The 23,688-nt window shown below is 57.3% G+C and carries 21 protein-coding genes; 12 read left to right on the top strand and 9 right to left on the bottom strand.

Going from position 1 to position 23,688, the window contains the following annotated elements:
- Window positions 1–18 precede the first annotated feature (18 nt).
- The 8 genes from ACR0AY_RS12070 to ACR0AY_RS12035 all read left to right on the top strand — a co-directional run bounded on the left by ACR0AY_RS12070 (window position 19) and on the right by ACR0AY_RS12035 (window position 7,623).
- Entirely contained in the window at window positions 19–387 is a 369-nt protein-coding gene (locus tag ACR0AY_RS12070) for a MerR family transcriptional regulator (RefSeq protein WP_170391912.1), read from the top strand.
- 172 nt (window positions 388–559) lie between these two features.
- The gene (locus tag ACR0AY_RS12065) at window positions 560–961 is read left to right on the top strand and encodes a MerR family transcriptional regulator (RefSeq protein WP_039536426.1); all 402 of its coding nucleotides are present in this window, start codon (window positions 560–562) and stop codon (window positions 959–961) included.
- A 38-nt stretch (window positions 962–999) separates the two neighbouring features.
- Window positions 1,000–2,781: an acyl-CoA dehydrogenase C-terminal domain-containing protein gene (locus ACR0AY_RS12060; protein WP_170512200.1), complete on the top strand. Its 1,782-nt coding sequence runs from the start codon at window positions 1,000–1,002 to the stop codon at window positions 2,779–2,781.
- Between the two features lie 53 nt (window positions 2,782–2,834).
- Window positions 2,835–3,047, top strand: coding sequence for a hypothetical protein (locus tag ACR0AY_RS12055; protein WP_170391916.1), 213 nt, complete (start codon window positions 2,835–2,837; stop codon window positions 3,045–3,047).
- 31 nt (window positions 3,048–3,078) lie between these two features.
- Window positions 3,079–3,717, top strand: coding sequence for a glutathione S-transferase (locus ACR0AY_RS12050; protein WP_170391918.1), 639 nt, complete (start codon window positions 3,079–3,081; stop codon window positions 3,715–3,717).
- A 12-nt stretch (window positions 3,718–3,729) separates the two neighbouring features.
- Window positions 3,730–4,941: an acetyl-CoA C-acetyltransferase gene (locus ACR0AY_RS12045; RefSeq protein WP_170512202.1), complete on the top strand. Its 1,212-nt coding sequence runs from the start codon at window positions 3,730–3,732 to the stop codon at window positions 4,939–4,941.
- Entirely contained in the window at window positions 4,941–5,429 is a 489-nt protein-coding gene (locus ACR0AY_RS12040) for a cupin domain-containing protein (protein WP_170420894.1), read from the top strand. Before ACR0AY_RS12045 ends, ACR0AY_RS12040 begins: the two co-directional genes overlap by 1 nt.
- On the top strand, window positions 5,422–7,623 hold the full coding sequence (locus ACR0AY_RS12035; protein ID WP_170512204.1) for a 3-hydroxyacyl-CoA dehydrogenase NAD-binding domain-containing protein: 2,202 nt from the start codon (window positions 5,422–5,424) through the stop codon (window positions 7,621–7,623). The genes ACR0AY_RS12040 and ACR0AY_RS12035 overlap by 8 nt, the downstream gene beginning before the upstream one ends.
- A gap of 53 nt (window positions 7,624–7,676) precedes the next feature.
- Here the strand turns inward: ACR0AY_RS12035 and ACR0AY_RS12030 are convergent, their stop codons facing one another.
- Together ACR0AY_RS12030 and ACR0AY_RS12025 are read right to left on the bottom strand one after the other, a co-directional pair.
- A complete protein-coding gene (locus tag ACR0AY_RS12030; protein WP_480454189.1) occupies window positions 7,677–8,453 on the bottom strand; it encodes a Hint domain-containing protein in 777 nt (258 codons plus the stop codon).
- A gap of 209 nt (window positions 8,454–8,662) precedes the next feature.
- The gene (locus tag ACR0AY_RS12025) at window positions 8,663–9,601 is read right to left on the bottom strand and encodes a DMT family transporter (RefSeq protein WP_170512207.1); all 939 of its coding nucleotides are present in this window, start codon (window positions 9,599–9,601) and stop codon (window positions 8,663–8,665) included.
- A 147-nt stretch (window positions 9,602–9,748) separates the two neighbouring features.
- Here ACR0AY_RS12025 and ACR0AY_RS12020 point away from each other — a divergent pair, with 147 nt between their 5' ends.
- Window positions 9,749–10,762 carry a hypothetical protein gene (locus tag ACR0AY_RS12020; protein WP_170512209.1) on the top strand — a complete coding sequence of 338 codons (1,014 nt, stop codon included), beginning with the start codon at window positions 9,749–9,751 and terminating at the stop codon, window positions 10,760–10,762.
- A gap of 3 nt (window positions 10,763–10,765) precedes the next feature.
- Here ACR0AY_RS12020 and upp read toward each other — a convergent pair whose 3' ends face one another.
- The 7 genes from upp to ACR0AY_RS11985 all read right to left on the bottom strand — a co-directional run bounded on the left by upp (window position 10,766) and on the right by ACR0AY_RS11985 (window position 17,165).
- Window positions 10,766–11,398, bottom strand: a complete 633-nt coding sequence (gene upp, locus ACR0AY_RS12015) for a uracil phosphoribosyltransferase (protein ID WP_170391930.1) — start codon at window positions 11,396–11,398, stop codon at window positions 10,766–10,768.
- Window positions 11,395–12,381 (bottom strand): adenosine deaminase, encoded by a 987-nt coding sequence (locus ACR0AY_RS12010; protein WP_170512212.1) that lies wholly within the window; start codon window positions 12,379–12,381, stop codon window positions 11,395–11,397. Before ACR0AY_RS12010 ends, upp begins: the two co-directional genes overlap by 4 nt.
- On the bottom strand, window positions 12,378–13,589 hold the full coding sequence (locus ACR0AY_RS12005) for a phosphopentomutase (protein WP_170512214.1): 1,212 nt from the start codon (window positions 13,587–13,589) through the stop codon (window positions 12,378–12,380). The genes ACR0AY_RS12010 and ACR0AY_RS12005 overlap by 4 nt, the downstream gene beginning before the upstream one ends.
- Window positions 13,586–14,893, bottom strand: coding sequence for a thymidine phosphorylase (locus ACR0AY_RS12000; protein WP_170636108.1), 1,308 nt, complete (start codon window positions 14,891–14,893; stop codon window positions 13,586–13,588). Before ACR0AY_RS12000 ends, ACR0AY_RS12005 begins: the two co-directional genes overlap by 4 nt.
- Before the next feature lie 4 nt (window positions 14,894–14,897).
- A complete protein-coding gene (locus ACR0AY_RS11995; protein WP_170512217.1) occupies window positions 14,898–15,290 on the bottom strand; it encodes a cytidine deaminase in 393 nt (130 codons plus the stop codon).
- A gap of 104 nt (window positions 15,291–15,394) precedes the next feature.
- Window positions 15,395–16,498, bottom strand: a complete 1,104-nt coding sequence (locus tag ACR0AY_RS11990) for a cupin domain-containing protein (protein WP_170512219.1) — start codon at window positions 16,496–16,498, stop codon at window positions 15,395–15,397.
- Window positions 16,461–17,165 (bottom strand): hypothetical protein, encoded by a 705-nt coding sequence (locus ACR0AY_RS11985; RefSeq protein WP_170512221.1) that lies wholly within the window; start codon window positions 17,163–17,165, stop codon window positions 16,461–16,463. The genes ACR0AY_RS11990 and ACR0AY_RS11985 overlap by 38 nt, the downstream gene beginning before the upstream one ends.
- A 196-nt stretch (window positions 17,166–17,361) precedes the next feature.
- Here ACR0AY_RS11985 and ACR0AY_RS11980 point away from each other — a divergent pair, with 196 nt between their 5' ends.
- The 3 genes from ACR0AY_RS11980 (at window position 17,362) to ACR0AY_RS11970 (ending at window position 23,432) form a co-directional block, all read left to right on the top strand.
- The gene (locus ACR0AY_RS11980; RefSeq protein ID WP_170391942.1) at window positions 17,362–19,635 is read left to right on the top strand and encodes an NADP-dependent malic enzyme; all 2,274 of its coding nucleotides are present in this window, start codon (window positions 17,362–17,364) and stop codon (window positions 19,633–19,635) included.
- Window positions 19,636–19,922: 287 nt separating this feature from the next.
- Window positions 19,923–21,812, top strand: coding sequence for a propionate-CoA ligase PrpE (gene prpE / locus ACR0AY_RS11975; protein ID WP_170512222.1), 1,890 nt, complete (start codon window positions 19,923–19,925; stop codon window positions 21,810–21,812).
- A gap of 180 nt (window positions 21,813–21,992) precedes the next feature.
- Entirely contained in the window at window positions 21,993–23,432 is a 1,440-nt protein-coding gene (locus ACR0AY_RS11970; RefSeq protein WP_170512224.1) for an amidase family protein, read from the top strand.
- Window positions 23,433–23,688 lie beyond the last annotated feature (256 nt).

Below are 23,688 nucleotides of genomic sequence, written 5' to 3'. Positions count from 1 at the left end.
CTGCCAAGGAGACCCGGAATGTCCGACACCCGTTTGTCATTCAAAGAAATGTGCGCCGAGTTCGACGTGACCCCACGCACCCTGCGCTATTACGAATACATCGAATTGCTGCAGCCTGACCGTGAAGGCAGGTCGCGGTTTTACGGGCCTCGTGAATGCGCCCGGATGAAACTGATCATGCGTGGTCGAAAGTTTGGATTTCCTTTGGAAGAGATTCGTCAGTGGCTGCTGATCTACGAAGATCAGGGCAATCAGGCGCAGATGGCGACCTTTATCGAGATGGCCGATCGTCAAATGGAAGAGCTGCGCCAGCAGCGCGCGCAGTTGGATGAAGCAATGGATGCGCTTCAGCAATTGCGCGATCAGACCGTCGGCCTGCTGAAATAGCCCCTTCCCCTACGGCAAGAAAATTGCCGAAACCCCTGCTTACGCGACTGGATGTTACGTCAACTATTTTGTGACGCAGCGTCCGCATTACGTAAACGTCACTTGTGTGTTGTAAAACGCTCATCGACTGCGCAACTCAGATTGCATGACGCCAGTGATGAGAGTTTGAACCATGACCGAAGATCTGCTGACCATCCGCGAAATGTGCGAGACCTATGATGTCACGCCCCGCACATTGCGGTTCTACGAGGCCAAAGAGCTTTTGTTTCCGATCCGCGAGGGCCAAAAGCGCTTGTTCACCAAACGGGATCGTGCACGCCTGAAACTGATCCTGCGCGGCAAGCGCTTTGGCTTCAGCCTCGAAGAGATCCGCCAGCTTCTGGACCTGTACCACGTGGGTGACCAGCAGCTGACCCAGATGTCCCGCACTTATGAAATCGCGTGCGAGCGCCTTGCTGACATGGAATCGCGCCGCGAAGAGCTGACGCAGGCCATTGACGAACTAAAAGAGCAGTTGCGCTGGGGCGAAAAGGTTATCGCCTCGATGAAACAGGAAAAGAAGGCCGCCGAATAAGCCCGGCCTTTCGGACATATGAATTAAGGGAGCTTCACATGCCCGTCTATAACGCGCCAACCAAAGATACGCAGTTCATCCTGCACGATGTTCTGAAAGTCTCGCAGTCGGATATCCCCGGCTATGATGAACTGGAGGCCGAGTTTACCGGCGCGGTTCTGGAAGAAGCGGGCAAAGTTGCCACCAATGTGTTGCACCCGCTGAACGTGGTTGGGGACATCGAAGGGTGCCGGTTGGAAAACGGGATTGTGTACACCCCAACAGGTTTCAAAGATGCCTTCGAGCAGATGAAAGAAGGCGGCTGGACTGGCCTCGACATGCCGGAAGAGTATGGCGGCCAGAACATGCCTTATGTGATGGGTACTGCGGTAGGCGAAATGTTCTCGGGCGCGAACCAGGCGTTTGTGATGTATCAGGGCCTGACCCACGGCGCAGCCTCAGCCATTCTGGCGCACGGAACCGACGAGCAGAAGAACACGTACCTGCCCAATATGGTCAGCTGCGAATGGACCGGCACCATGAACCTGACCGAACCGCATTGCGGCACCGATCTGGGGCTTATGCGTACCAAAGCCGAGCCGCAGGACGATGGCAGCTACAAGATTTCCGGTCAGAAAATCTTTATCTCTGCGGGCGATCACGACATGGCCGACAACATCATTCACCTGGTGCTGGCCAAAATTCCAGGCGGACCCGAGGGCATCAAAGGTGTGTCGCTGTTTATTGTCCCGAAGTTTATCGTGAACGAAGACGGTACTCCGGGCGAGCGGAATGGTGTTTCGGTCGGCAAGATCGAGGAAAAGATGGGCATCCACGGCAATTCGACCTGCGTCATGAACTATGACGAGGCCACCGGCTGGCTGCTGGGCGACGAGCACAAAGGCATGCGCGCCATGTTCACGATGATGAACGAAGCGCGTCTGGGTGTGGGCATGCAAGGCCTGTCCCAGGCCGAGGCAGCGTATCAAAACGCCGTCGAATACGCCAAAGACCGCCTGCAGGGCCGCGACGTAACAGGTGTGAAGAACCCGGATGGCCCGGCCGATCCGCTGATCGTGCACCCGGACATCCGCCGCAACCTGATGGATCAGAAAAGCTTCACCGAGGGCGCACGTGCGTTCATCCTGTGGGGCGCGACCATGATCGACAAGGCGCACCGCTCGGGTGACAAGGATGCCGACGGGCTGATCTCGCTGCTGACACCGGTCATCAAGGGCTTCCTGACGGATGAAGGTTACGACATGACCGTTCAGGCGCAGCAGGTCTATGGCGGCCATGGCTACATCGAAGAATGGGGCATGTCGCAATACACCCGCGACGCCCGCATCGCGATGATCTACGAAGGGGCAAACGGCGTTCAGGCGTTGGATCTTGTTGGCCGGAAGCTGGCGCAGGATGGCGGCAAGCATGTCATGGCGTTCTTTGAGATGGTTAAAACCTTCTGCAAGGAAAATGCCGGCAAGGATGAAGCTTATGACAAAGCGTTCATCGAACCGCTGAAGGCCGCGTCCAAGGACCTGCAAGCCGCTGGCATGTATTTCATGCAGGAAGGCATAAAGAACCCTAACAACGCGCTGTCCGGTTCGTATGACTTCATGCACATGTTTGGTCATGTTTGCCTGGGCCTGATGTGGGCTCAGATGGCGAAAGCCGCTCGCGAAGCGCTGGATGGTGGCGCCTCGGACAAAGAGTTCTACGAGACCAAGATCAATACCGGTCGCTTCTACATGGCCCGTCGCCTGCCCGCGACAGCCATGCATTTGGCGCGCATCCAAACCGGAGCGGACACGGTAATGGCGCTGGACGCAGCGAACTTCTGATCTCAGTGTGGGCTCGGGCGTCGTAGCCCGAACCCACCCTTGGAGGAGACAAGATGCCAAAACGCTTTCGCCTGACCCGCCGCTTTCCCGTCGCCATGACCGAGGATGGCTATCGCAAACTCCGCGGATTCGCGCGAGAGGCGGGATTGGATGAAGGTGAGGCTTTGTCGTTCCTGTTCGAGAATTTCAATAGCGTGATTGATCACGAGAACCTGACGCACAGATTGCGCATCTTCAACTCCGAGCTGGACGCAAGAAAGCGCTGAACGCGCAATACGCCTTGGGAGGGGCGCCCAAATGACCATCAAACTGCATTGCTTCGGTGAAAGCGGAAACAGCTACAAAGCCGCTCTGGCGCTTGAGATGTCGGGTCTGGAGTGGGAAGCGGTCTTTGTCGACTTTTTCAACGGCGCAACGCGCACCCCTGAATTCCGGGCCGAAGTGAACGAAATGGGCGAAGCACCCGTACTGGTAGATGGCGATTTTCGCACCAGCCAGTCCGGAGCAATTCAGGCCTATGTCACCGAGAAATCCGGAAAATTCGGCGGCAAGGATCGTGACGAAAATTACGAGATTTTCAGATGGGTTCTTTGGGACAACCACAAGCTTAGCTCGATGGCCGGACTGACTCGTTTTCTGATCAACTTCCTGCCCGAAAAGCACCGCAATCCGGATGTTATCGCGTTCAATCAGGGTCGCCTCAAGGCTGCTTATCAGACACTGAACGCCCATCTTGAAGGCCGCGACTGGATCGTTGGTGGTGGCGTGACCAATGCTGATATCAGTTGCTGCGGCTACCTCTATTACCCCGAACCATTTGGCTTTGATCGCGCCGATTGGCCCAACATCGATGCTTGGCTGACGCGCCTTAGCGAACAGCCCGGTTGGAAACACCCCTACGACCTGATGCCCGGCAACCCGTCGGATCGAGCTTAAGGAGAAGACCCCATGACCGAAGCCTATATCTATGACGCCCTGCGCACCCCGCGCGGCAAGGGCCGCAAGGATGGCAGCCTGCACGAGGTAACCTCGGTGCGCCTGTCTGCCCTGACCCTGAACGCGATGAAAGAACGGAACAATCTGGAAGGCCACGCCGTTGAGGACGTGATCTGGGGCAACGTCACGCAGGTGATGGAGCAAGGCGGCTGTCTGGCGCGCTCGGCAGTTCTGGCTTCGGATCTAGATGAATCGATCCCCGGTCTGGCGATCAACCGTTTCTGCGCCTCGGGCATGGAAGCCGTGAACTTGGCTGCAAACCAGGTCAAAGGCGGCGCGGGTGAAGCCTATATCGCAGGCGGTGTCGAGATGATGGGCCGCGTGGCCATGGGTAGCGACGGTGCGGCGATTGCCGTTGACCCGTCTTTGGCGATGGAAACCTATTTTGTGCCGCAAGGTATCTCGGCCGACATCATCGCAACCGAATATGGGTTCAGCCGCGATGATGCCGATGCTCTGGCCGTTGAATCCCAAAAACGCGCAGCAGCGGCTTGGGAAGACAACCGGTTTGAAAAGTCGGTGATCGCCATCAAAGATCAGAACGGTCTGACCATTCTGGACCGCGACGAGTACATGCGTCCCGGCACCGACATGCAGTCGCTTAGCGCGCTGAACCCGTCTTTCGCAATGATGGGTGAGCAGATGCCGGGCTTCGACAAGGTGGCGATGATCAAATACCCGCATCTTGAGCGGATCAACCACATACACCACGCGGGCAACAGCTCGGGCATCGTGGACGGTGCGGCCGCTGTGCTGATCGGTAATAAGGAGTTCGGCGAGAAATACGGCCTGAAGCCGCGCGCGCGCATCAAAGCAACTGCCAAGATCGGCACTGATCCGACCATAATGCTGACCGGTCCGGTTCCGGTGACTGAGAAAATTCTGGCCGACAACGGAATGAAAATCGGCGATCTGGACCTGTTTGAAGTCAACGAAGCCTTCGCCTCGGTCGTGCTTCGGTTCCAGCAGGCGTTTGATGTTGATCCGGCGCTGGTTAACGTCAACGGCGGCTCGATCGCGATGGGTCACCCGCTGGGTGCAACCGGCGCGATGATTATCGGCACGCTGCTGGACGAGCTGGAGCGTCAGGACAAGGAAACCGGTCTGGCCACACTCTGCATCGCATCCGGTATGGGTGCGGCAACAATTATCGAGCGCGTCTGATGCCCAAACTGGATCTTTCTCAGATACCGTTCAAAGGCGGTTCATCTTATCCCGGCAAGTTAGCCGAGGCCACCGCGGGTCGTTTTGTCCAGCGCGTCGGAGATGCAGGCGGGCTGACCCAATACGGGGTCAACATCGTACGTTTGGAGCCCTCGGGGCTATCCTCGCTGCGCCATTACCACATGGAGCAGGACGAGTTTGCCATCATGCTCAGCGGCAAATGCATGCTGATCGATGATGATGGCGAGCATGAGATGCTGCCCGGTGACTGCGCCGCTTGGCCTGCAGGTGAGGCCAATGGCCATCACCTTGTGAACAAAACCGACACGCCCGCAACCTTTCTGGTGGTGGGCACCCGGACCCCGACCGAGACCGGCTATTACAGCGATATAGACATGATGGTGAAAGATGATGAGAACGGATTCTCTTTCACTCGCAAGGATGGCAGCCCGCTGACGGCTGACCAGATTGGAGATGACAATGACTGATTTCACCCTCAGCAAAGACGCCGATGGCGTCGCCTTCATCACCTGGGACGTTCCCGGCAAATCCATGAACGTCCTGTCGCGCGAGGCCTTCACTCTGGTCGGTGATCTGATCGATCAGGCGCTGGCGGATGATGAGATCAAGGGCATCGTTATCACCAGTGGCAAAGAAGGGTCGTTTGCAGGCGGCATGGACTTGAGCACGCTCGCCACGATCCGACAGGAGGCCGGCGACGAACCCGCGCAGGCACTGTTCGATTTCGTCATGAGTGGCCACAACATCCTGCGTCGGCTGGAACTGGCAGGCATGGACCCCAAGTCCAAAAAAGGCGGCAAGCCGGTCGCCTGTGCCATCAACGGTACCTGTGCCGGGATTGGTACCGAGATCGCACTGGCCTGTCATCACCGCGTGATGACCTCGAACGCCAAGGCCAAGATCGGCCTGCCCGAGATTCTTCTGGGGATCTTCCCCGGCGGCGGCGGCACCATGCGTTACAGCCGTATGGTCGGCGCGATGGCTGCAGCTCCGGTGCTGCTTGAAGGCAAGATGATGGACCCGAAGAAGGCCAAAGGCGCGCAATTGATCGACGCGGTGGCGGATGATCCGGTTGCGGCAGCCAAGGAATGGGTACTGAACGCCAAGGAAGCCGATCTGGTAAAGCCGTGGGATGCCAAGGGCTACAAGATGCCCGGCGGCGCTCCCTACCACCCCGCCGGTTTCATGACCTTCGTGGGCGCAAGCGCCATGGTGAACGGCAAGACCCAAGGTGCCTTCCCGGCGGCCAAGGCTCTGCTGAGTTCGATCTATGAAGGCGCATTGGTTGACTTTGACACCGCCTTGAAGATTGAGGCGCGCTGGTTCACCAACGTGCTCATGAACCCGTCTTCGTCAGCGATGATCCGGTCGCTGTTTCTGAACAAGGAGGCGCTGGAGAAAGGCGCAGTGCGACCCAAGGATGTACCCGATCAGCGGGTCAAGAAAGTCGGCGTTCTGGGCGCGGGTATGATGGGTGCCGGTATCGCGTTAGTCTCGGCACAGGCCGGGATGGAGGTTGTGCTGATCGACCGCGATCAGGAGGCCGCCGACAAGGGCAAGGCCTATAGCGCAAGCTATATGGATAAGGGCATCAAACGCGGCAAAGCGACGGCTGAGAAAAAAGAGGCCCTGCTGGCCCGTATCACCGCCACGCCCGATCTGGAGCACCTGAAAGGCTGTGACCTGATCATCGAAGCGGTGTTCGAAGACCCCGGCGTCAAGGCTGAAATGACCAAGAAGGTCGAGGCGATCATCCCCGAGGATTGCATCTTTGCGTCGAACACCTCGACCCTACCGATCACAGATCTGGCCAGGGCCAGCGTACGGCCCGAGCAATTCATTGGCATCCACTTCTTCTCACCGGTCGAGAAGATGTTCCTGGTCGAAATCATCAAAGGCAAGGAAACCGGTGATCGTGCTGTCGCCAAGGCGCTGGACTATGTGCGCCAAATCCGCAAGACACCGATCGTGGTCAATGACGCGCGCTTCTTCTACGCCAACCGCTGCATTATTCCGTACATCAACGAAGGTCTGCGGATGATCACCGAAGGCGTCAGCCCTGTTCTGATCGACAATGCGGCGCGTCAGTTGGGCTTCCCCGTAGGACCCATTCAGCTGAACGACGAAACCTCGATTGACCTGGGGGCCAAGATCGCCCGCGCGACTAAGGCAGCTATGGGCAACGCTTACCCGGAAAATCCGGGCGATGATCTGATCTTTTGGATGGAAGAACAAGGTCGTCTGGGTCGCAAGGCCAATGCAGGTTTCTTCGACTATGACGACAAGGGCAAACGCGTCGAGTATTGGAAGGGCCTGCAGGACAAATACCCACATGCCGCAAACCAGCCCGACCTGATCGAATTGCAGGAACGTCTGATGTTCGCGCAGGTTCTGGAAGCCGTCCGTGCGCTGGAAGAAGGTGTTCTGGAAGATATCCGCGAGGGCGACGTGGGTGCGATCCTTGGCTGGGGCTTTGCCCCGTGGTCTGGTGGCCCACTCAGCTGGTTGGACATCATCGGCACGCCCTACGCCGCCGAGCGCTGCGATCAACTGACCGAAGCCTATGGTGAGCGCTTTACCTGCCCGCCGCTGCTGCGCGAGATGGCGGAAAAAGGTCAGAGCTTCTATGGCCGCTTCAACCCCGAAGCACAGGCCGCCTGAACAGACAAAGCAGGCGCATGAACCCGTGCGCCTGCATTATTCTTATACACGTACTATTGCAGCTGCCATTCAGGCCGCAGGAACAGCGCAGGCATATTGGGCCGCCCCGGTCGCCCGGGTCGACGTACTCCCAATGCGGGCCGGATAGGGAAAATCGGCTCTTGCGGAATGGGCGCAGGTAACGCGGCCAACGGGTTGGTCAAAGCCGAAATATCCCCTTTGTCGGTCACAGCCTCGATCAAAAGATCGGTGTGTTCCGCATCTGCGACTTCATAAAACTCCGGGTTTCGACTTGAACCGGTATTCATGCGACCGGACGGGCAATAAGCCTGAAATCCGCCCTCGATGAAAACCAGCTCATCCTCGTCAAAGAATAATGACGTGACATCGAAGGACTGCGCAGGCGTGCTGGACTCAATACGCCCCACCCCGCTGAGCGTTCGAGCTGGAATGATCGAGACCCCCTCGTTTCCAACACCAAGCTTGCCTTGATCCAATGCCATACCCTGTTCCGGCATCAGCCAGACTGGGCGCCCATTATAGGCTGCTCGGGATGGCACAAGGATCGGCAGATGCTCGGGCCTGCGTTCGTCTCCCGGCACCACGATCCGGTCGACGCAAACGCGCCTCAGTTCTTTGAACCCATGGTCCCGTGTCCGCACCAGATCGCCTGCAACCAGTCTTTCGACCCGTTTCCAGCCCCCTGTTGTGGACACTTTGGTTCCGTGCAGCAATCCCCCACGACGCGCTGATGCGGCCTGTCCCACAAAGGCCTGTCGGCCTTTAACTTCACGTTTCGAATACCCCGAAACACTCACTAACTCTAACACGTGCCGTCCCCCTGTTGGCACCTTCACACGACTCAGAAGGTCTTAGAGTTGTGCCTCAATTGGACTTAGTTTTGCCACATTTGAGGCCAAATTAGGTCAGTTTCGCCGCAATTTACTGGTTTTGAATAAACAAATCAGTATTCCGAACGAGCTTTGATATGCATTTCGAAACGATACTAAGAGGGATACAAGCCGAATCTATTCCGTTCTTACTGCGCCGCCTGCTGTAGCGAGGATATCCGCCGCTCCCGCCACCCAAGCAGCACTCCGGCAGAGGCGATCATGCCAATGCCGATAATTTGCATCTGCCCGACGGACTGCCCAAACGCCACCCAGGCAAAGAGCGGGCCAAATATCATGACCGAGTATTCAAAGACTGCGACATATGATGGCTCACCCAGTTGATAGGCTTTGATCAGCATGAAAACGGCAATTGTTGAGCCCACGGCCTGAACCACAACCCAAGGCAACGCGTCTTGCATCGGCCAAACCCAACCGCGCATCGCGAAGCCATCCGGCCCGACTGGCACGCCAACCGGAAACAGGGCAAGCCAGATCAGTCCGATCGCCCCTGCAAGCCCCAGTGTGACAACCATCGCCGCCAGCAGCGCAACAGTGCTTTCGTCGGAACAGTGGGTGCGCGTTACAACAGCGCTGAGTGCGTAAAAGAAGCCACCAGCGACTGGCAGTAGCGTCTTTACGTCAAATGATGTCGGGTCCGGCTGCAATACGCACAGAATTCCCGAAAACCCCAATAAAACAGCCACGATCCGCCAGGGACCTATGCGCTGCTTCAACAAAAGGGCCGAAATCAACAGCACGAATATCGGCGATGTGAATAACCCGGCAAGCGCCTGAGCGATGGGCATCAATGCCAGCGCGCTGAAATAGAAAAGCATTGCCAGCGTGATCAACACGCTGCGCACCGCGACGACACCAATCCGCCGGGGCCTCAAGGTGCCCATACCCAATATCGACAACACCGCGATCAGCGGCAGCATCAGTAAGGCGCGACTTAGGTGAAACTGCCATAGCCCCACGCTCTCGGCCACGCGGATCACGAAATTGTCGATCACGCCGATAATGGACATGGCCGCAACCATCAGCAACGACGCCATGATTGAATGGGTTTGTTGTTGTGACTGCATCCGCGCCTCTGCCCTTAATCAGCCCGTTCTGGCCGAAACTTACCCGGCACACTCAGCACATTTCACAAACACTGCGCAACAGGTTTGCGCCGCTGGTTTTCGCCATGCTAAGCTTGGCGCAAAATAATATTCGAGCAGCATTACCCGATGACCGCACTCAAACAGTACCAGCGGATCGAAGCCACCGGTCTGTGGCGTCCCTCGCCCGATGAGCAACGGCGCGAAGTAGTCGTATCGATTGGTGAAGCCACTCTGACGATTTCTGACTTCAATGACAGCGCGCTGACCCATTGGTCGCTGGCGGCGCTAGAGCGACAAAACCCCGGAACCTACCCTGCAATATTCAATCCCGACGGCGATCCCGGCGAAACACTGGAGCTTGCAGAATCTGAAACCACAATGATCGAAGCAATTGACCGGCTGCAGCGCGCCATCGACCGTGCCAGACCACATCCCGGACGGCTGCGTTGGCTCAGCGTTGCAGGGGTTGTTCTGGCGGTCTTGGCAGTGCTTTTGTTTTGGCTACCCAGTGCACTGCAGCGCCATGTTGTTTCGGTAGTGCCAGAGGTCAAGCAACAAGAAATCGGCGATGCAATCCTGCAGCGGATCGAAAGGGTGTCAGGCAAGGCTTGCTCTTCGCCTGATGCGCAAGCGTCGCTGGATCAGCTGGCGCGCCGCACCGGTGTCCGCCAAATCGTGATCCTACCAGCAGGTCTGCCTGACAGCCTGAGCCTGCCGGGTGGAACCGTGCTGCTAAACCGGGCACTGGTCGAAGATCACGAAGACCCAGCCGTTGCCGCCGGATACATCATAGCCGCGCGCGCGCGGGCAACTCAGCAGGAACCGCTGGACGATCTGTTGGACCGTACAGGCCCGAGTGCCGCATTTCGGTTGCTGACCACCGGCGAATTGACGCACGAGATCGTGGACACCTACACCGAGCAGGTTCTATCCGGTCCACAGCCGCAGCTAAGCGATGACGTGCTGCTCGCGGTTTTTGCACAGACCGCTCTGCCCTCGACCCCATACGCCTATGCGCTTGATATCACAGGCGAGTCCGTTCTTGGATTGATAGAAGCCGATCCGATGGCGGGTCGTACTTTGGAACAGGTACTGCCCGACCGCGATTGGGTCCGGCTACAGAATATCTGCGGGCAATAGCACCTATTTGGTCCCGAACATCCGATCCCCGGCGTCACCTAGTCCAGGCATAATGTAACCCTTTGAGTTCAGTTCACGATCCAGCGCGGCCGTGACGATTTTGACATCCGGGTGCGCCTCTTTCATGCGCGCGACGCCCTCGGGGGCAGCCAGCAGGCACAGAAAGCGGATATCTTTCGCCCCCTGCTCTTTCAGCAAATCAATGGCCGCAGCCGAGCTGTTGCCGGTTGCCAGCATCGGATCAACAGCAATGACCAAACGGTCCGTCAAACCCTCGGGAGCTTTGAAATAGTATTGGACCGGCTTCAGCGTCTCTTCATCCCGATAAAGCCCCACGAACCCCACTCGGGCAGAGGGGATCAGCTCCAGCACGCCGTCCAACATCCCGTTTCCAGCCCGCAGGATCGATACCAGCGCCAATTTTTTGCCCGCCAGAATGGGAGCGTCCATTTCTTCCATCGGGGTTTCGATATGGCGGGTGGTCAGCGGCATCTCGCGGGTGACCTCATAAGCCAGCAAAAGCGTGATCTCGCGCAGCAACTGCCGGAACACAGCGGTTGAGGTGCCTTTGTCCCGCATGAGCGTCAATTTGTGCTGCACCAATGGGTGGTCGACGACGGTCAGGTGATCGCTCATGATGTCTCCAGTCTTTTCTTGACCCGCGCGCGGGTTTCTTCATCGCAAAAGGCCGCGTTCAGGGCCGTTTCATTCAGGGCAGTGAAATCTTCGGCCTGCCAGCCGAAAGCTGCGCTCAGCATCTCATATTCGCGCCGCATCGTGGTATGGAAAAACGGCGGATCGTCGGTTGATACCGTGACCTTGACGCCTGCATCACGCAATTTCGCAATGGGATGGGCGGCAAAATCAGGAAACAGGCCCAGCACCACGTTTGAGCCAGGGCAGACCTCAAGCGTAGTGCCCCGATCAACTAACTCGTACACAAGATCCGGGTCTTCGATGGCGCGGACGCCATGGCCTACGCGCTCGACCCCCAGATCACGGACGGCATCCCGAACACTCTCTGGACCGCCAAATTCACCGGCATGGGTCGTCAATCGCAACCCAGCCTCGCGCGCGCAGTCAAAGGCCCATTTGAAATCGCCCTGCGTTCCGACGGATTCGTTGCCGCCCATTCCAAATCCGGTAATCCAGTCACCTGCGGTTTCAGCCGCACAATGAGCGCTGGCCTTGGCTTGCTCGGGTCCAAAATGGCGCACGCAAGTGATGACACCACGCAGGGTGATCCCGAATTTGCGCTCGGCCTCGTCTGCGGCGTCCTGAATCGCAGTCAGGTAATCCTTCCATGCATGCAAATCGCCACCGCCGCAGAAATCCGGGCTAAGGAATGTTTCGGAATACACCACACCATTCGCGGCGCTATCTTCCAGAATGGCCAGCGTCAGGCGGCGGAAATCTTCGGGCGTTTTCAGCACCTCGCACGCAGCCTCATAAACGCTAAGGAAATGGGCAAAGTCGCGGAAATCATAAGAGCCGTCGGGTTTGAATATCCCGCTCAGGTCCACTCGTTTCTCATGGGCCAGTTGGCGTATGAAGCTAGGCGGAGCGGCGCCTTCATGGTGCAAATGTAATTCGATCTTAGGCAGGTCAGCGACTGTCACAGAAAAGTCCTTCCCGGCCCTTGCGCCGGTATGTTCAGGTGGTGCGCGATACTGGCGGCGATATCGGCAAAGTTCACGGGACCAATCTCACCCGCCCCCTGTCCGGCGATCAGCACGGGCACTTGTTCGCGGGTGTGGTCAGTGCCGCTCCAACTGGGGTCGTTGCCGTGGTCTGCGGTCAATAGCATCAGATCACCGGGGCGCAGTTTTTGCGCAATCACTCCGATTTCACGATCGAACCATTCCAGCGCGCGGGCATAGCCGCTGATATCACGCCGATGGCCATACAGACTGTCGAACTCGACAAAGTTTGCAAATGTCAGACTACCCTCTTCCGCCTCATCAACGAGGTCCGAAAGGTGGTGCATCAACTCTGCGTCCGAACCCTTTCGCAGCGTGTCGATCCCCTGCATTGAAAATATATCGCCAATCTTGCCCACCGCATGCACACGGCGACCGGCATCCTGTGCCCAATTCGTCAGAACGGGTTCTGGTGGAACGATGGCAAAATCCTTGCGGTTGGTTGTCCGGGTGAACCCCTTTTCGGGCGTTCCGACAAACGGTCGGGCGATAACGCGGCCCACTTTCATTTCGTGCAATCGAGGCGCCAGTGAACGGCACATATCCAGCAGTCGGTCGAGCCCAAAGCTGTCTTCATGCGCGGCAATCTGGAATACGCTATCGGCAGACGTGTAGCAGATCGGCCAGCCGGTACGTATATGCTCGGCCCCCAGTTCCGAGATAATCGTCGTCCCCGAGGCATGGCAGTCGCCTAATATTCCGTCGGTCCCCGCTGCCTCGGCGGCAGCCTTGCTTAGCGTTTCGGGAAACGCTGGCTGGCGATCCGGGAAATAACGCCAGTCCCATGGCACAGGTAAACCCGCCAGTTCCCAATGCCCTGATGGCGTATCCTTTCCCGGAGAATATTCACGTGCGCAACCCCACAAGCCCGTCGGCGCGGCCTCAAGGCCCGGCGTCGGTGCGCCCGAGGCCAGACGGGTCGCCGCCCCCAGCCCCATGGCATCCAGGTTGGGCAGTTGCAACGGTCCGCTCCGCCCTTCTTCCGCACGCCCCTCGGCACAAGCTTGTGCTATGTGGGCCACTGTATTCGCGCCTGTATCGGGTTTGGTGCCGTTGTAAAACTGATCGGCATCCGGCGCGCCGCCGATACCAACCGAGTCCATTATCACAAGGAAAGCGCGGCTCATGCGCTGATCCTTTCATGGATTTGAGGCGGCTGTGCTACCGGTTCGTCACTCAGCGTGATGGCATCTAGCACCACCGCGGCAGCCCGTTGCGCTGCATCTTCTCGCCCCGCATGAACAACCGCCAACGGAGCGCCTTTGGTCACCTTATCCCCGACCCTCAGAAGGCCCGACAGGCCAACCGCCGGATCAATCTCATCGCTCTCGATCTGGCGCCCACCGCCTAGGGCCACGACTGCGAGGCCCAGCGCCTCGCCATCAATAGACGAGATATATCCGCCATGCGGAGCGTGAACTTCCCGGATCACATTGGCCTCCGGCAAAAACCGATCCCATGTGTCAACGAAATGCACCGGTCCACCCACGGCAGCCATCATGCGTCCGAACCGTTCGGCTGCACGACCATCGCGGATCACTTGGGCTATACTGGCGTTTCCTTCCTCTGCCGTAGCGCACATACCGGCATCCGCCATGAGAACGCCCCCCAACTCGGCCGAGATTTCCGCCAAAGGTGATCCCTGCCCGCTGGTCAAAGCTTTCATCACCTCGGCCACTTCCAGCGCATTGCCAAGTGCGGAAGCGAGGGGCTGGCTCATGTCGGTGATCACTGCGGATGTACGGCAACCAGCGGCATTAGCCGTTTCGGTCAAGGCCTGTGCCAAATTGCGTGCCTCATCCAGCGTCTTCATGAACGCGCCGCTGCCCACCTTAACGTCCAGAACCAACGCATCCGGGCTAGCCGCCAGCTTCTTGGACAGGATTGATGCCGTAATCAGGTCAAGGCTCTCCACCGTCGCCGTCACATCGCGCACCGCATACAGCCGCTTGTCCGCAGGGGCGATCTGGCCCGTTGCCCCCACGATGGCTGCCCCGGTGTCTTTCAGCACTTGCGTCAGTCGCGCCTGCCCGATCTGAGTGGTCACTCCCGGTATGGCCTCGAGCTTGTCCAGAGTGCCCCCGGTATGGCCCAGACCACGCCCCGAGATCATCGGCACATACGCCCCGCATTCCGCCAAAGCCGGGGCAAGCAGCAGGCTGACGCAATCGCCGACCCCACCGGTCGAATGCTTATCGACCACCGGCCCGTCCAAATCCCACGTCAGCACCTCGCCGCTGTCGCGCATGGCGACAGTCAGATCAGCCCGCCCATTGGCCCCCAGACCGCCCATACAGACAGCCATCGCAAAGGCCCCGGCCTGCGCGTCACTGACGCCACCATCGGCCAGGCCTTGCGCGAACCACATTAGTTCGTCACCAGTTGGCACCTCCTGACGGCGAAGTTTGGCGATGATCGAGCGCGCATCCATGAAGTCAGGCATCCTCCATATGCGACGCGTCGAACGCACCGGGCAATAGATCGGCAATCGTGGTTTTGGTTTCCAGACCATCAACCGTCGCCATCGTAACGACCACATCCCCATTGCCGAATTCGGCCAGTTTCTGACGGCATCCACCACATGGGGGCACCGGCTGCGGGCTGCTGGCGACCACGTAGACCTCGGTCAGTTCTTTTTCACCAGCGGCGACCATTGCCGCGATTGCCCCGGCCTCGGCGCACGTACCTTCGGGGTAAGCAATATTTTCGACATTGCAGCCAAAATAGATCACACCTGAACTGGACCGGATCGCCGCCCCGACCTTGAAATTCGAATAAGGCGCGTGGGCATTTTCCCGAACGGCCAAAGCTGCATCTTTCAAAGACATGGCGAATCCCAATTTTTGATCATCTGGTCAGAATATCATACCCTACTGGAAAGCGACGGGGGAATTGAAGCCCCCTTGACGCCATTATCCACTTCTTCTTGGACCTAACCCAACGTCGTATTGAAGGTCCCCGGTAAAGTCACCTCAAGCAGTTCCACATCCTGCGAGGGGTCTGACAGCCGCGTTCGCATTCCCGGCGGGATGACGAAGGCATCGCCCTGTTCCAACTGATAGGGCTCGCGCCCTTCACCCTCAAGTGTCACCTCGCCGGTTATCACGAAGGTAAAGTGTATGTCGGTGTCGTGGCTGGCCCATTGAGGGTTACCCTCGCCCCGGCGCACGATCTGAACGCCCGCCACGCCTTTGGTATTCTCGGCAATCGTCGTGTCACGACAGATGTAACCGGGCAAACGGAATGGCACCCATTCTGCCCCGTTCGCCTGATTGTAAACGAACCGCTGCCCATCCCATTCCCGATCCGGGCGGAAATGCGGTGTGGGCAGTTCCATCTCATGATCAATCTCCGTGACATGCTCGGCTGGGACACCAATCTCGATCACCTGAACGTTGTCTGACGCTTCCAGCACGCGGTGGCGGATTTCAGGCGGCTGAATAAAGCAATCGCCTGCCGTCAGGCGCATCTTGTCGCCCTGATCTTCGTAGACCACATCGACCCAGCCGTGGATGCAGAAGATCAGCTGAAATCCGACTTTGTGGAAATGCACCATATCAGGCACAGGACCGCCATCTGGGATACGTATATGGCTGGCGATAATCGATCCGCCCAGCCGGTCCGGCACGAGATCGCGATAGTGCATCCCTGCCCGCCCTATGATCCACGGCGCCTGATCCTTGAGCCTACGGACTACAAATGAGTGCACCGTGTTCGGCATGACAAGCGGCGGGTTCAACTCGTCAATCTCGATCCGGGTGCCGTTCGGCGCGACAAGGCTGCGCTGCCCCTCGGCAAAACCATCTGGATCGTTTGTCAGAATGCGCAACGTTCCCGCCGCTTCAGCTGCATCTTTCTCGATCCGCAAGCGCAGACCGTGACCAGAGAACACGGCAACCCGAGGGTCATCTGCCGGATAGATCATATCCATCCGCATCCCCAGTACCTTGGTATAAAACGGGATATCGTTGCGCAGTTCCTGCGTCGGCAGTCGGATTTCAGCGCGCGTGAGGGAGTCGCCGGTATTGCTGGTCATTCTGTTTCTCTTCGGATTTTGGTTTTGGCCATCCGATCAGAACAGCAGCCAAAATGCCAATCGAAAAGTACATCTCCAGCGTTTCTTCCATCACGAACAAACGTGTAGCCATCGCAACCGAAAGGTATTCGTCGAACAATCCGCTGATTTCCTCAAGAAGCTGAGCCAGCACCGCAACACTTCCAGCCAGGAAAAAAATCATCAAAAAAGGCGCGCGGATCTTCAGTGCCTTAATTCCGTTCGGTATCCCATGCCAGAGCAAACCACCAATGACGATCGCAGCCAAAACGATCCTTACTGCAGTCACATCAAGCAATAAGTCAATCCAGTTTAGCACCACGAAAGGCGCGCTGCCTTCTGTGTACACCTCCGCCTCCAATTCGCGCTCGGCCAACAGCAGGCAGACCACCGCGATGTAAAGCCGCGAGATGACTCGGAAGCGTACCAACGCGACCAAACCGGCAGCCAGTAACGCAGAGGCCGATATCGTCTCAATCAACCCACCTTCCTGGATGAAAGCCGCAGCCGCTTCGGGCCAAATCATAACCACAAAAAGAAATGAAACCGCCGAAACAAGCACAACAAAGAAGACATTCCGATTGGCACCAATCCTGATTGAAGGGTTGGCAAATTGTGCACTAGCACAAGCTTTGTCATCATGACGCATGATAAGGTCCGCCGCTTCTGGTGTCCGTCAGGTTCCCCGGAATTGGCTGTACATAAAAACGATGCAGCAACTCTCAACCAACGTTTCGTTAACGTATCCGTGAGGCCTGTCTCTGACTGCGGTCCGAGGCGACATAGCCAAGCGCTGAGAAATAGTTTAACCATCAAACGAATATTGGAACGGAGTTGTATTACCGATGTCTGACACACCGAACCTGAGACAGGCCGCGCTTGACTATCATGCGTATCCAAAGCCCGGAAAGCTTGAGATCAAGGCAACCAAACCAATGGCAAATGGTCGGGACCTTGCGCGGGCATATTCGCCAGGCGTCGCCGAAGCCAGTCTTGAGATAAAGGACAACGCCGCCAATGCTGAGAAATACACGGCCCGCGGCAATCTTGTTGCGGTTGTGTCAAACGGCACCGCAGTTCTGGGCCTTGGGAATATAGGCGCATTGGCCTCGAAACCGGTGATGGAAGGCAAGGCCGTCCTGTTCAAAAAGTTCGCAGGCATCGATTGCTTTGATATCGAGGTGGATCAGCCTGACCCAGAAAAGCTGGCAGATATCGTCTGCGCCCTGGAACCTACCTTTGGCGCGATCAACCTTGAAGATATCAAGGCACCGGATTGTTTTATTGTCGAAAAACTGTGCCGGGAACGGATGAACATCCCGGTGTTTCATGACGATCAGCACGGCACGGCAATCGTTGTTGGTGCCGCAGCTAAAAACGCCCTGTATGTGGCAGGAAAGAGCTTCGAGGATATCAAAGTAGTTTCGACCGGCGGCGGTGCTGCCGGGATCGCCTGCCTCAGCATGTTGGTGAAGCTCGGCGTTAAACGCGAGAATATCTGGCTCTGTGACATTCACGGGTTGGTCTATGAAGGTCGCGCCGAGGATATGAACCCGCACAAGGATCAGTTTGCGCAGAAAACCGATCTGCGCACTCTGGATGATGTGATCGGAGGTGCCGATCTGTTTCTGGGGCTGAGCGGACCAAATGTGCTCAAGCCTGAGATGGTCGAGAAGATGGCCAAGACCCCGATCATCTTTGCGCTGGCCAACCCAACTCCGGAAATCCTGCCACAGGCGGCGCGCGAAGTTGCCCCTGACGCGATCATTGCGACCGGTCGCAGCGACTTTCCGAACCAAGTGAACAACGTGTTGTGCTTCCCGTTTATCTTCCGAGGTGCCCTGGACGTGGGCGCGACTGAAATCAACGACGAGATGCAGATCGCCTGCGTCGACGGCATCGCCGACATGGCCCGCGCGACGACGAGCGCTGAAGCCGCGGCGGCCTATAAGGGTGAGCAGCTGACTTTTGGTCCAGATTACCTGATCCCAAAACCCTTTGACCCGCGCCTAGTGGGGGTCGTTTCGTCATCGGTTGCACAGGCGGCTATGAAGAGCGGGGTCGCAAAACGACCCATTGATGACCTCGAGGCCTACAAAGAGCGCCTGAACCAGACCGTGTTCAAATCTGCACTGTTGATGCGGCCAGTGTTCGAAGCCGCAGCCGTCGCATCGCGTAGAATTGTCTTCGCAGAAGGCGAGGACGAGCGTGTTTTAAGGGCTGCGCAAGCGATATTGGAAGAAACCACGGAAACTCCGATCCTGATCGGGCGACCGGACGTGATCAGCGCACGGTGCGAAAGGCTAGGCCTGACAGTACGACCGGGGCAGGATTTTCAGATCGTGAACCCTCAGGACGATCCCCGTTACTACGATTATTGGAATTCGTACCATCAAATAATGCAGCGTCGGGGGGTCACTCCGGATCTGGCCAAGGCCATCATGCGCACAAACAACACCGCCATTGCAGCAATCATGGTGCATCGCGGTGAGGCGGACAGCATGATCTGTGGCACTTTTGGTGAGTATCGCTGGCATCTTAACTATGTCGAACAGGTTCTGGATGATGGCGATTTGCGCCCGCATGGCGCGCTTTCGCTGATGATTCTGGAAGATGGCCCTCTGTTCATTGCAGACACGCATGTAAGACAATTGCCGACACCAGAAGAACTTGCCGAATCCACCATTGGAGCTGCTCGTCACGTGCGGCGGTTCGGGTTGGAACCCAAGATCGCATTTTGTTCGCAATCGCAATTCGGCAATCAGGCCGAGGGATCAGGCAAGCGGCTGCGGGCTGCGCTTGAGATTCTCGATTCCGAGCCACGCGACTTCAGCTATGAAGGCGAGATGAACCTTGATCTGGCTTTGGATCCTGAATTGCGTGCACGTATCTTCCCGAACTCGCGTTTGGAAGGCTCTGCAAATGTCCTGATCTTCGCCCATGCGGATGCGGCAAGCGGTGTGCGCAATATCCTGAAGATGAAAGCGGACGGGCTTGAGGTAGGTCCAATCCTCATGGGAATGGGAAACAAGGCGCATATCGTAACGCCCTCGATTACGGCCAGGGGACTGCTGAACATGGCGGCCATCGCAGGTACGCCAGTCGCGCACTACGGATAAGCCCAGCGCCTATATCATTACGTATACATGACCGGGCACCAGATTAGGTGCCCGGTTTGATTCTGTTAGCGCCAGAACATTTGCAGCAATAAATTTGCAGATTTGCATACCTTTGCGTGTGACACTCAGAAATCTGCTCAGATCAGAGGATTTGCAAAAATTTGCAAGCCAAACTGCAAGGTTCTGCAAAGATTTTGCGATAAACTGACGCGCCGTTATGCGCATCGCTTGCTCGAAACATCCACGATGCCTAACACATAGCTCAAGGAATTTGGGAGGAGGCCATCATGGCATATCAGGACGTCTACGAGAGCTGGAAGAACGACCCCGAAGCATTCTGGATGGATGCAGCCAAGGGGATCGATTGGGTTCAAGCGCCCAGCAAAGCTCTGTTTGACGACAATGCGCCTCTTTACGAATGGTTCAGTGATGCCAAGGTAAATACGTGCTGGAACGCCGTTGATCGCCATGTGGAAAATGGTCGTGGTGAGCAAACCGCGATCATCTATGACAGCCCAATTACTCATACCAAACGCGAAATCTCATACGTCGAGTTACGCAATCGGGTTGCTAATCTGGCTGGCGCGCTCCGTGCAAAAGGTATTGAGAAAGGTGACCGCGTCATCATCTACATGCCTATGATCCCCGAAGCGCTGGAGGCAATGCTGGCTTGCGCCCGGCTAGGAGCAGTGCATTCAGTGGTATTCGGCGGCTTTGCCAGCAACGAACTGGCCGTACGTATCGACGATGCGAAACCCAAGGCGATCATCGCTGCCTCATGCGGGATGGAGCCGGGACGCGTTGTGCACTACAAACCTCTGCTGGATGGCGCGATCGATCTGGCCGCCCACAAACCCGAATTTTGCGTAATATTCCAGCGCGAGCAGGAAGTCGCACAACTAATCGATGGGCGCGACGTCAACTGGCACGGTTTCCAATACGGTACCGAGCCCGCAGAATGTGTACCAGTCAGCGGCAATGATCCAGCCTATATCCTCTATACATCCGGCACCACTGGTGCGCCCAAAGGCGTCGTGCGCCCGACTGCCGGCCATCTGGTCGCACTGAACTGGACGATGAAAAACATCTACAATGTCGATCCTGGAGATGTGTTCTGGGCGGCTTCGGATGTCGGCTGGGTCGTTGGCCATTCCTATATCTGTTATGCCCCGCTGATCCACGGCAACACGACGATTGTTTTTGAAGGCAAGCCCGTCGGAACACCTGACGCCGGAACTTTCTGGCGCGTGATATCCGAACACAAGGTCAAAAGCTTCTTCACCGCCCCAACCGCCATTCGTGCCGTAAAACGCGAAGACCCAAGCGCAGAATTGATGGCGAATTACGATCTATCCTGCCTTAAGGCTCTGTATCTTGCAGGAGAGAGGGCTGATCCAGATACGATCATCTGGGCGCAGGATGCGCTGAAAGTTCCGGTCATCGATCATTGGTGGCAAACCGAAACTGGCTGGACCATCGCTGGCAACCCGCTCGGAATCGAAGAGCTTCCGGTCAAGCTGGGATCACCTGCCAAGCCTATGCCGGGCTATGACGTTCAGATTCTGGACGAGGGCGGCCATCCTATGAAACCGGGCGAGTTGGGCGCGATCGCAGTCAAGCTCCCGCTTCCGCCAGGCACATTGCCAAACCTGTGGAATGCCGAGGCGCGCTTCAGAAAATCCTACCTTGAGCATTTTCCCGGCTATTACGAAACCGGTGATGCGGGCATGATCGACGAAGATGGGTATCTCTATATCATGGCCCGTACCGATGACGTGATCAACGTCGCCGGGCACCGACTTTCGACGGGCGGGATGGAAGAGGTGTTGGCCGCTCACCCCGATGTGGCAGAATGCGCTGTCATTGGGGTATCTGATCAACTGAAAGGCCAGATGCCTGTCGGTTTCCTGTGTCTGAATGCCGGTTCCGATCGGAATCACGCGGAGGTGGTAACCGATGTGGTCCAGATGGTTCGTGACAAAATCGGCCCAGTCGCTGCGTTCAAGAAAGCAGTGGTGGTGGATCGTCTGCCCAAGACACGCTCGGGCAAGATCCTGCGTGGTACGATGGTGTCGATCGCGGATGGCAAGGCGTATAAAATGCCTGCCACAATCGATGACCCAGCAATTCTGGACGAGATCACGGTGGCCCTGCAAACTATCGGCTACGCACAGTAATTTCACGGTACGATCAAGTGGAGCGCCTTACGGCGCAACCGATTTGCGCTGTCGCGCGTGTGCGAGGCTCTGCCTCGCGCTCCGAGATATTTTTGGCCAGATGAAGGTTGGATCCGTTTTGCGATTGCGGGGCTTGTCATTGGGTCCTCCTCACCTCAGTTTGAGGTGAGGAGGACGAGCATGACACAGGGCGATATCTGGCGTTTTGATGCAACAGAATTGGCTGCGCTGACCCAAGCTGGCGAGTTGAGCGCAGAAGAGGTGATCAGTGATGCATTGGAGCGCATGCATCAGGTAAATCCCTCGCTGAATGCTGTCGTGGACGATCTGGGCACAGAAGCGTTAGAGCGTGCATCTGCGCTTGATCAGGCGCGCCGCAAAGGTGCCTCGGTTGGGCCGCTGCACGGCGTACCGGTGACCATCAAAGTGAATGTCGACCAGAAGAACCATGCCACAACAAATGGTGTGGTTGCCTTGAAGGATGTCATTGCCCCTGATGACGCCCCGGTGGTTTCAAACTTGCACAATGCGGGGGCCATTGTCATCGGGCGGACCAACACGCCCGAATTCTCGTTCCGCGCTGACACGGATAATCCACTTCATGGGCGCACGCACAATCCTTGGGGCCGCCATATCTCGCCCGGTGGGTCGTCCGGGGGCGCGGGGGCTGCGGTCATGGCGGGCATCGGCGCACTGGCTCATGGCAACGATATCGGAGGTAGCTTGCGGTTCCCTGCTGCAGCCAATGGTGCGGTTACAGTGAAACCGGGGCTGGGCCGCGTACCGGCCTGGAACCCCAGCCAGAATGCAGAACGCGGGATGCTGGCACAATCGATGTCGGTACAGGGCTTGATCACAAGAAGCGCAAAGGACCTGCACCTTTCGATGCCCAGCCTGATCGCCCCGGACGCCCGCGACCCCTTCCATGTGCCAATGCCTTGGCGCGGCGCGGGGCCGGATGTCCCAATCAAAGTTGCGTTCACCAAAAATACGTTCGAATACGCTTTGCACCCCGAAGTGGACAAAGCGCTAAGTACCGCTCGGGAGGCGCTGGTAGATGCCGGATATATAGTTGAAGACATTGATCCGCCGGATGTGTTCGAATGCGGGCGCATCGGCTATCGCGCGCTGATGGGTGAAGTGCTGACGTTGATGAAAAACGATATCGAGGCAGCCGGGTCTCAAACCATCCGTGATATTTTCGAGGTTTATTTTCAGGAGTTTCCTCCGATCGTAGGCGACGAACTGATTCAGGCGTTGGCGCAACGCAGCCATTATGCGCGCCAATGGTCGCTATTCATGCAGAAATATCCTTTGGTCCTGTCTCCATTCCTGCCGCAGCCGTTCTTTAAACCTGATCGCGATACCGAAGGTGCCGAAGGCGTTCATGAGGTGTTAGGATGCGCGGTCTATTCTTATGCGATGAATTTCCTCGGGCTGCCCGCCGCCAGCGTTCCCGCGCGCTTGGCCGAATTGCCGAATGGGCCGCAACCGATCAATGTTCAGATTGCTGCTCGACGCTGGCGTGAGGATATGGCGGTGGATGCAGCGGTCGCGATCGAAGCGCGTGTGGGGCAGATGGCTCCGATTCTGTGGGATCGAATGAGCGCGCAAACCTGAGACATCGTCACTCAGGCCTCACAGATGAAATAGACCCCGGGATTTTGTCCCGGGGTCCGCATACTAAAATATGCCCGGATTAAGATGACGAGCGTAGCACCACCCACCCTCGCCAGCGCGAAAACTGCGCAACCATTCGAAAACACCTTTAGATGGCCACTCACTTCCACCTCGGCGTGTTCTCCGGGCAACTTGAAGTTAACAAACCCTTATCGCATTGCATGTGAACTGGTTCACACAAGCGGTGGAAAAATGA

This window comes from Ruegeria sp. A5 (genome assembly GCF_056543005.1).
This window is presented reverse-complemented; position numbering and strand designations above follow the sequence as displayed.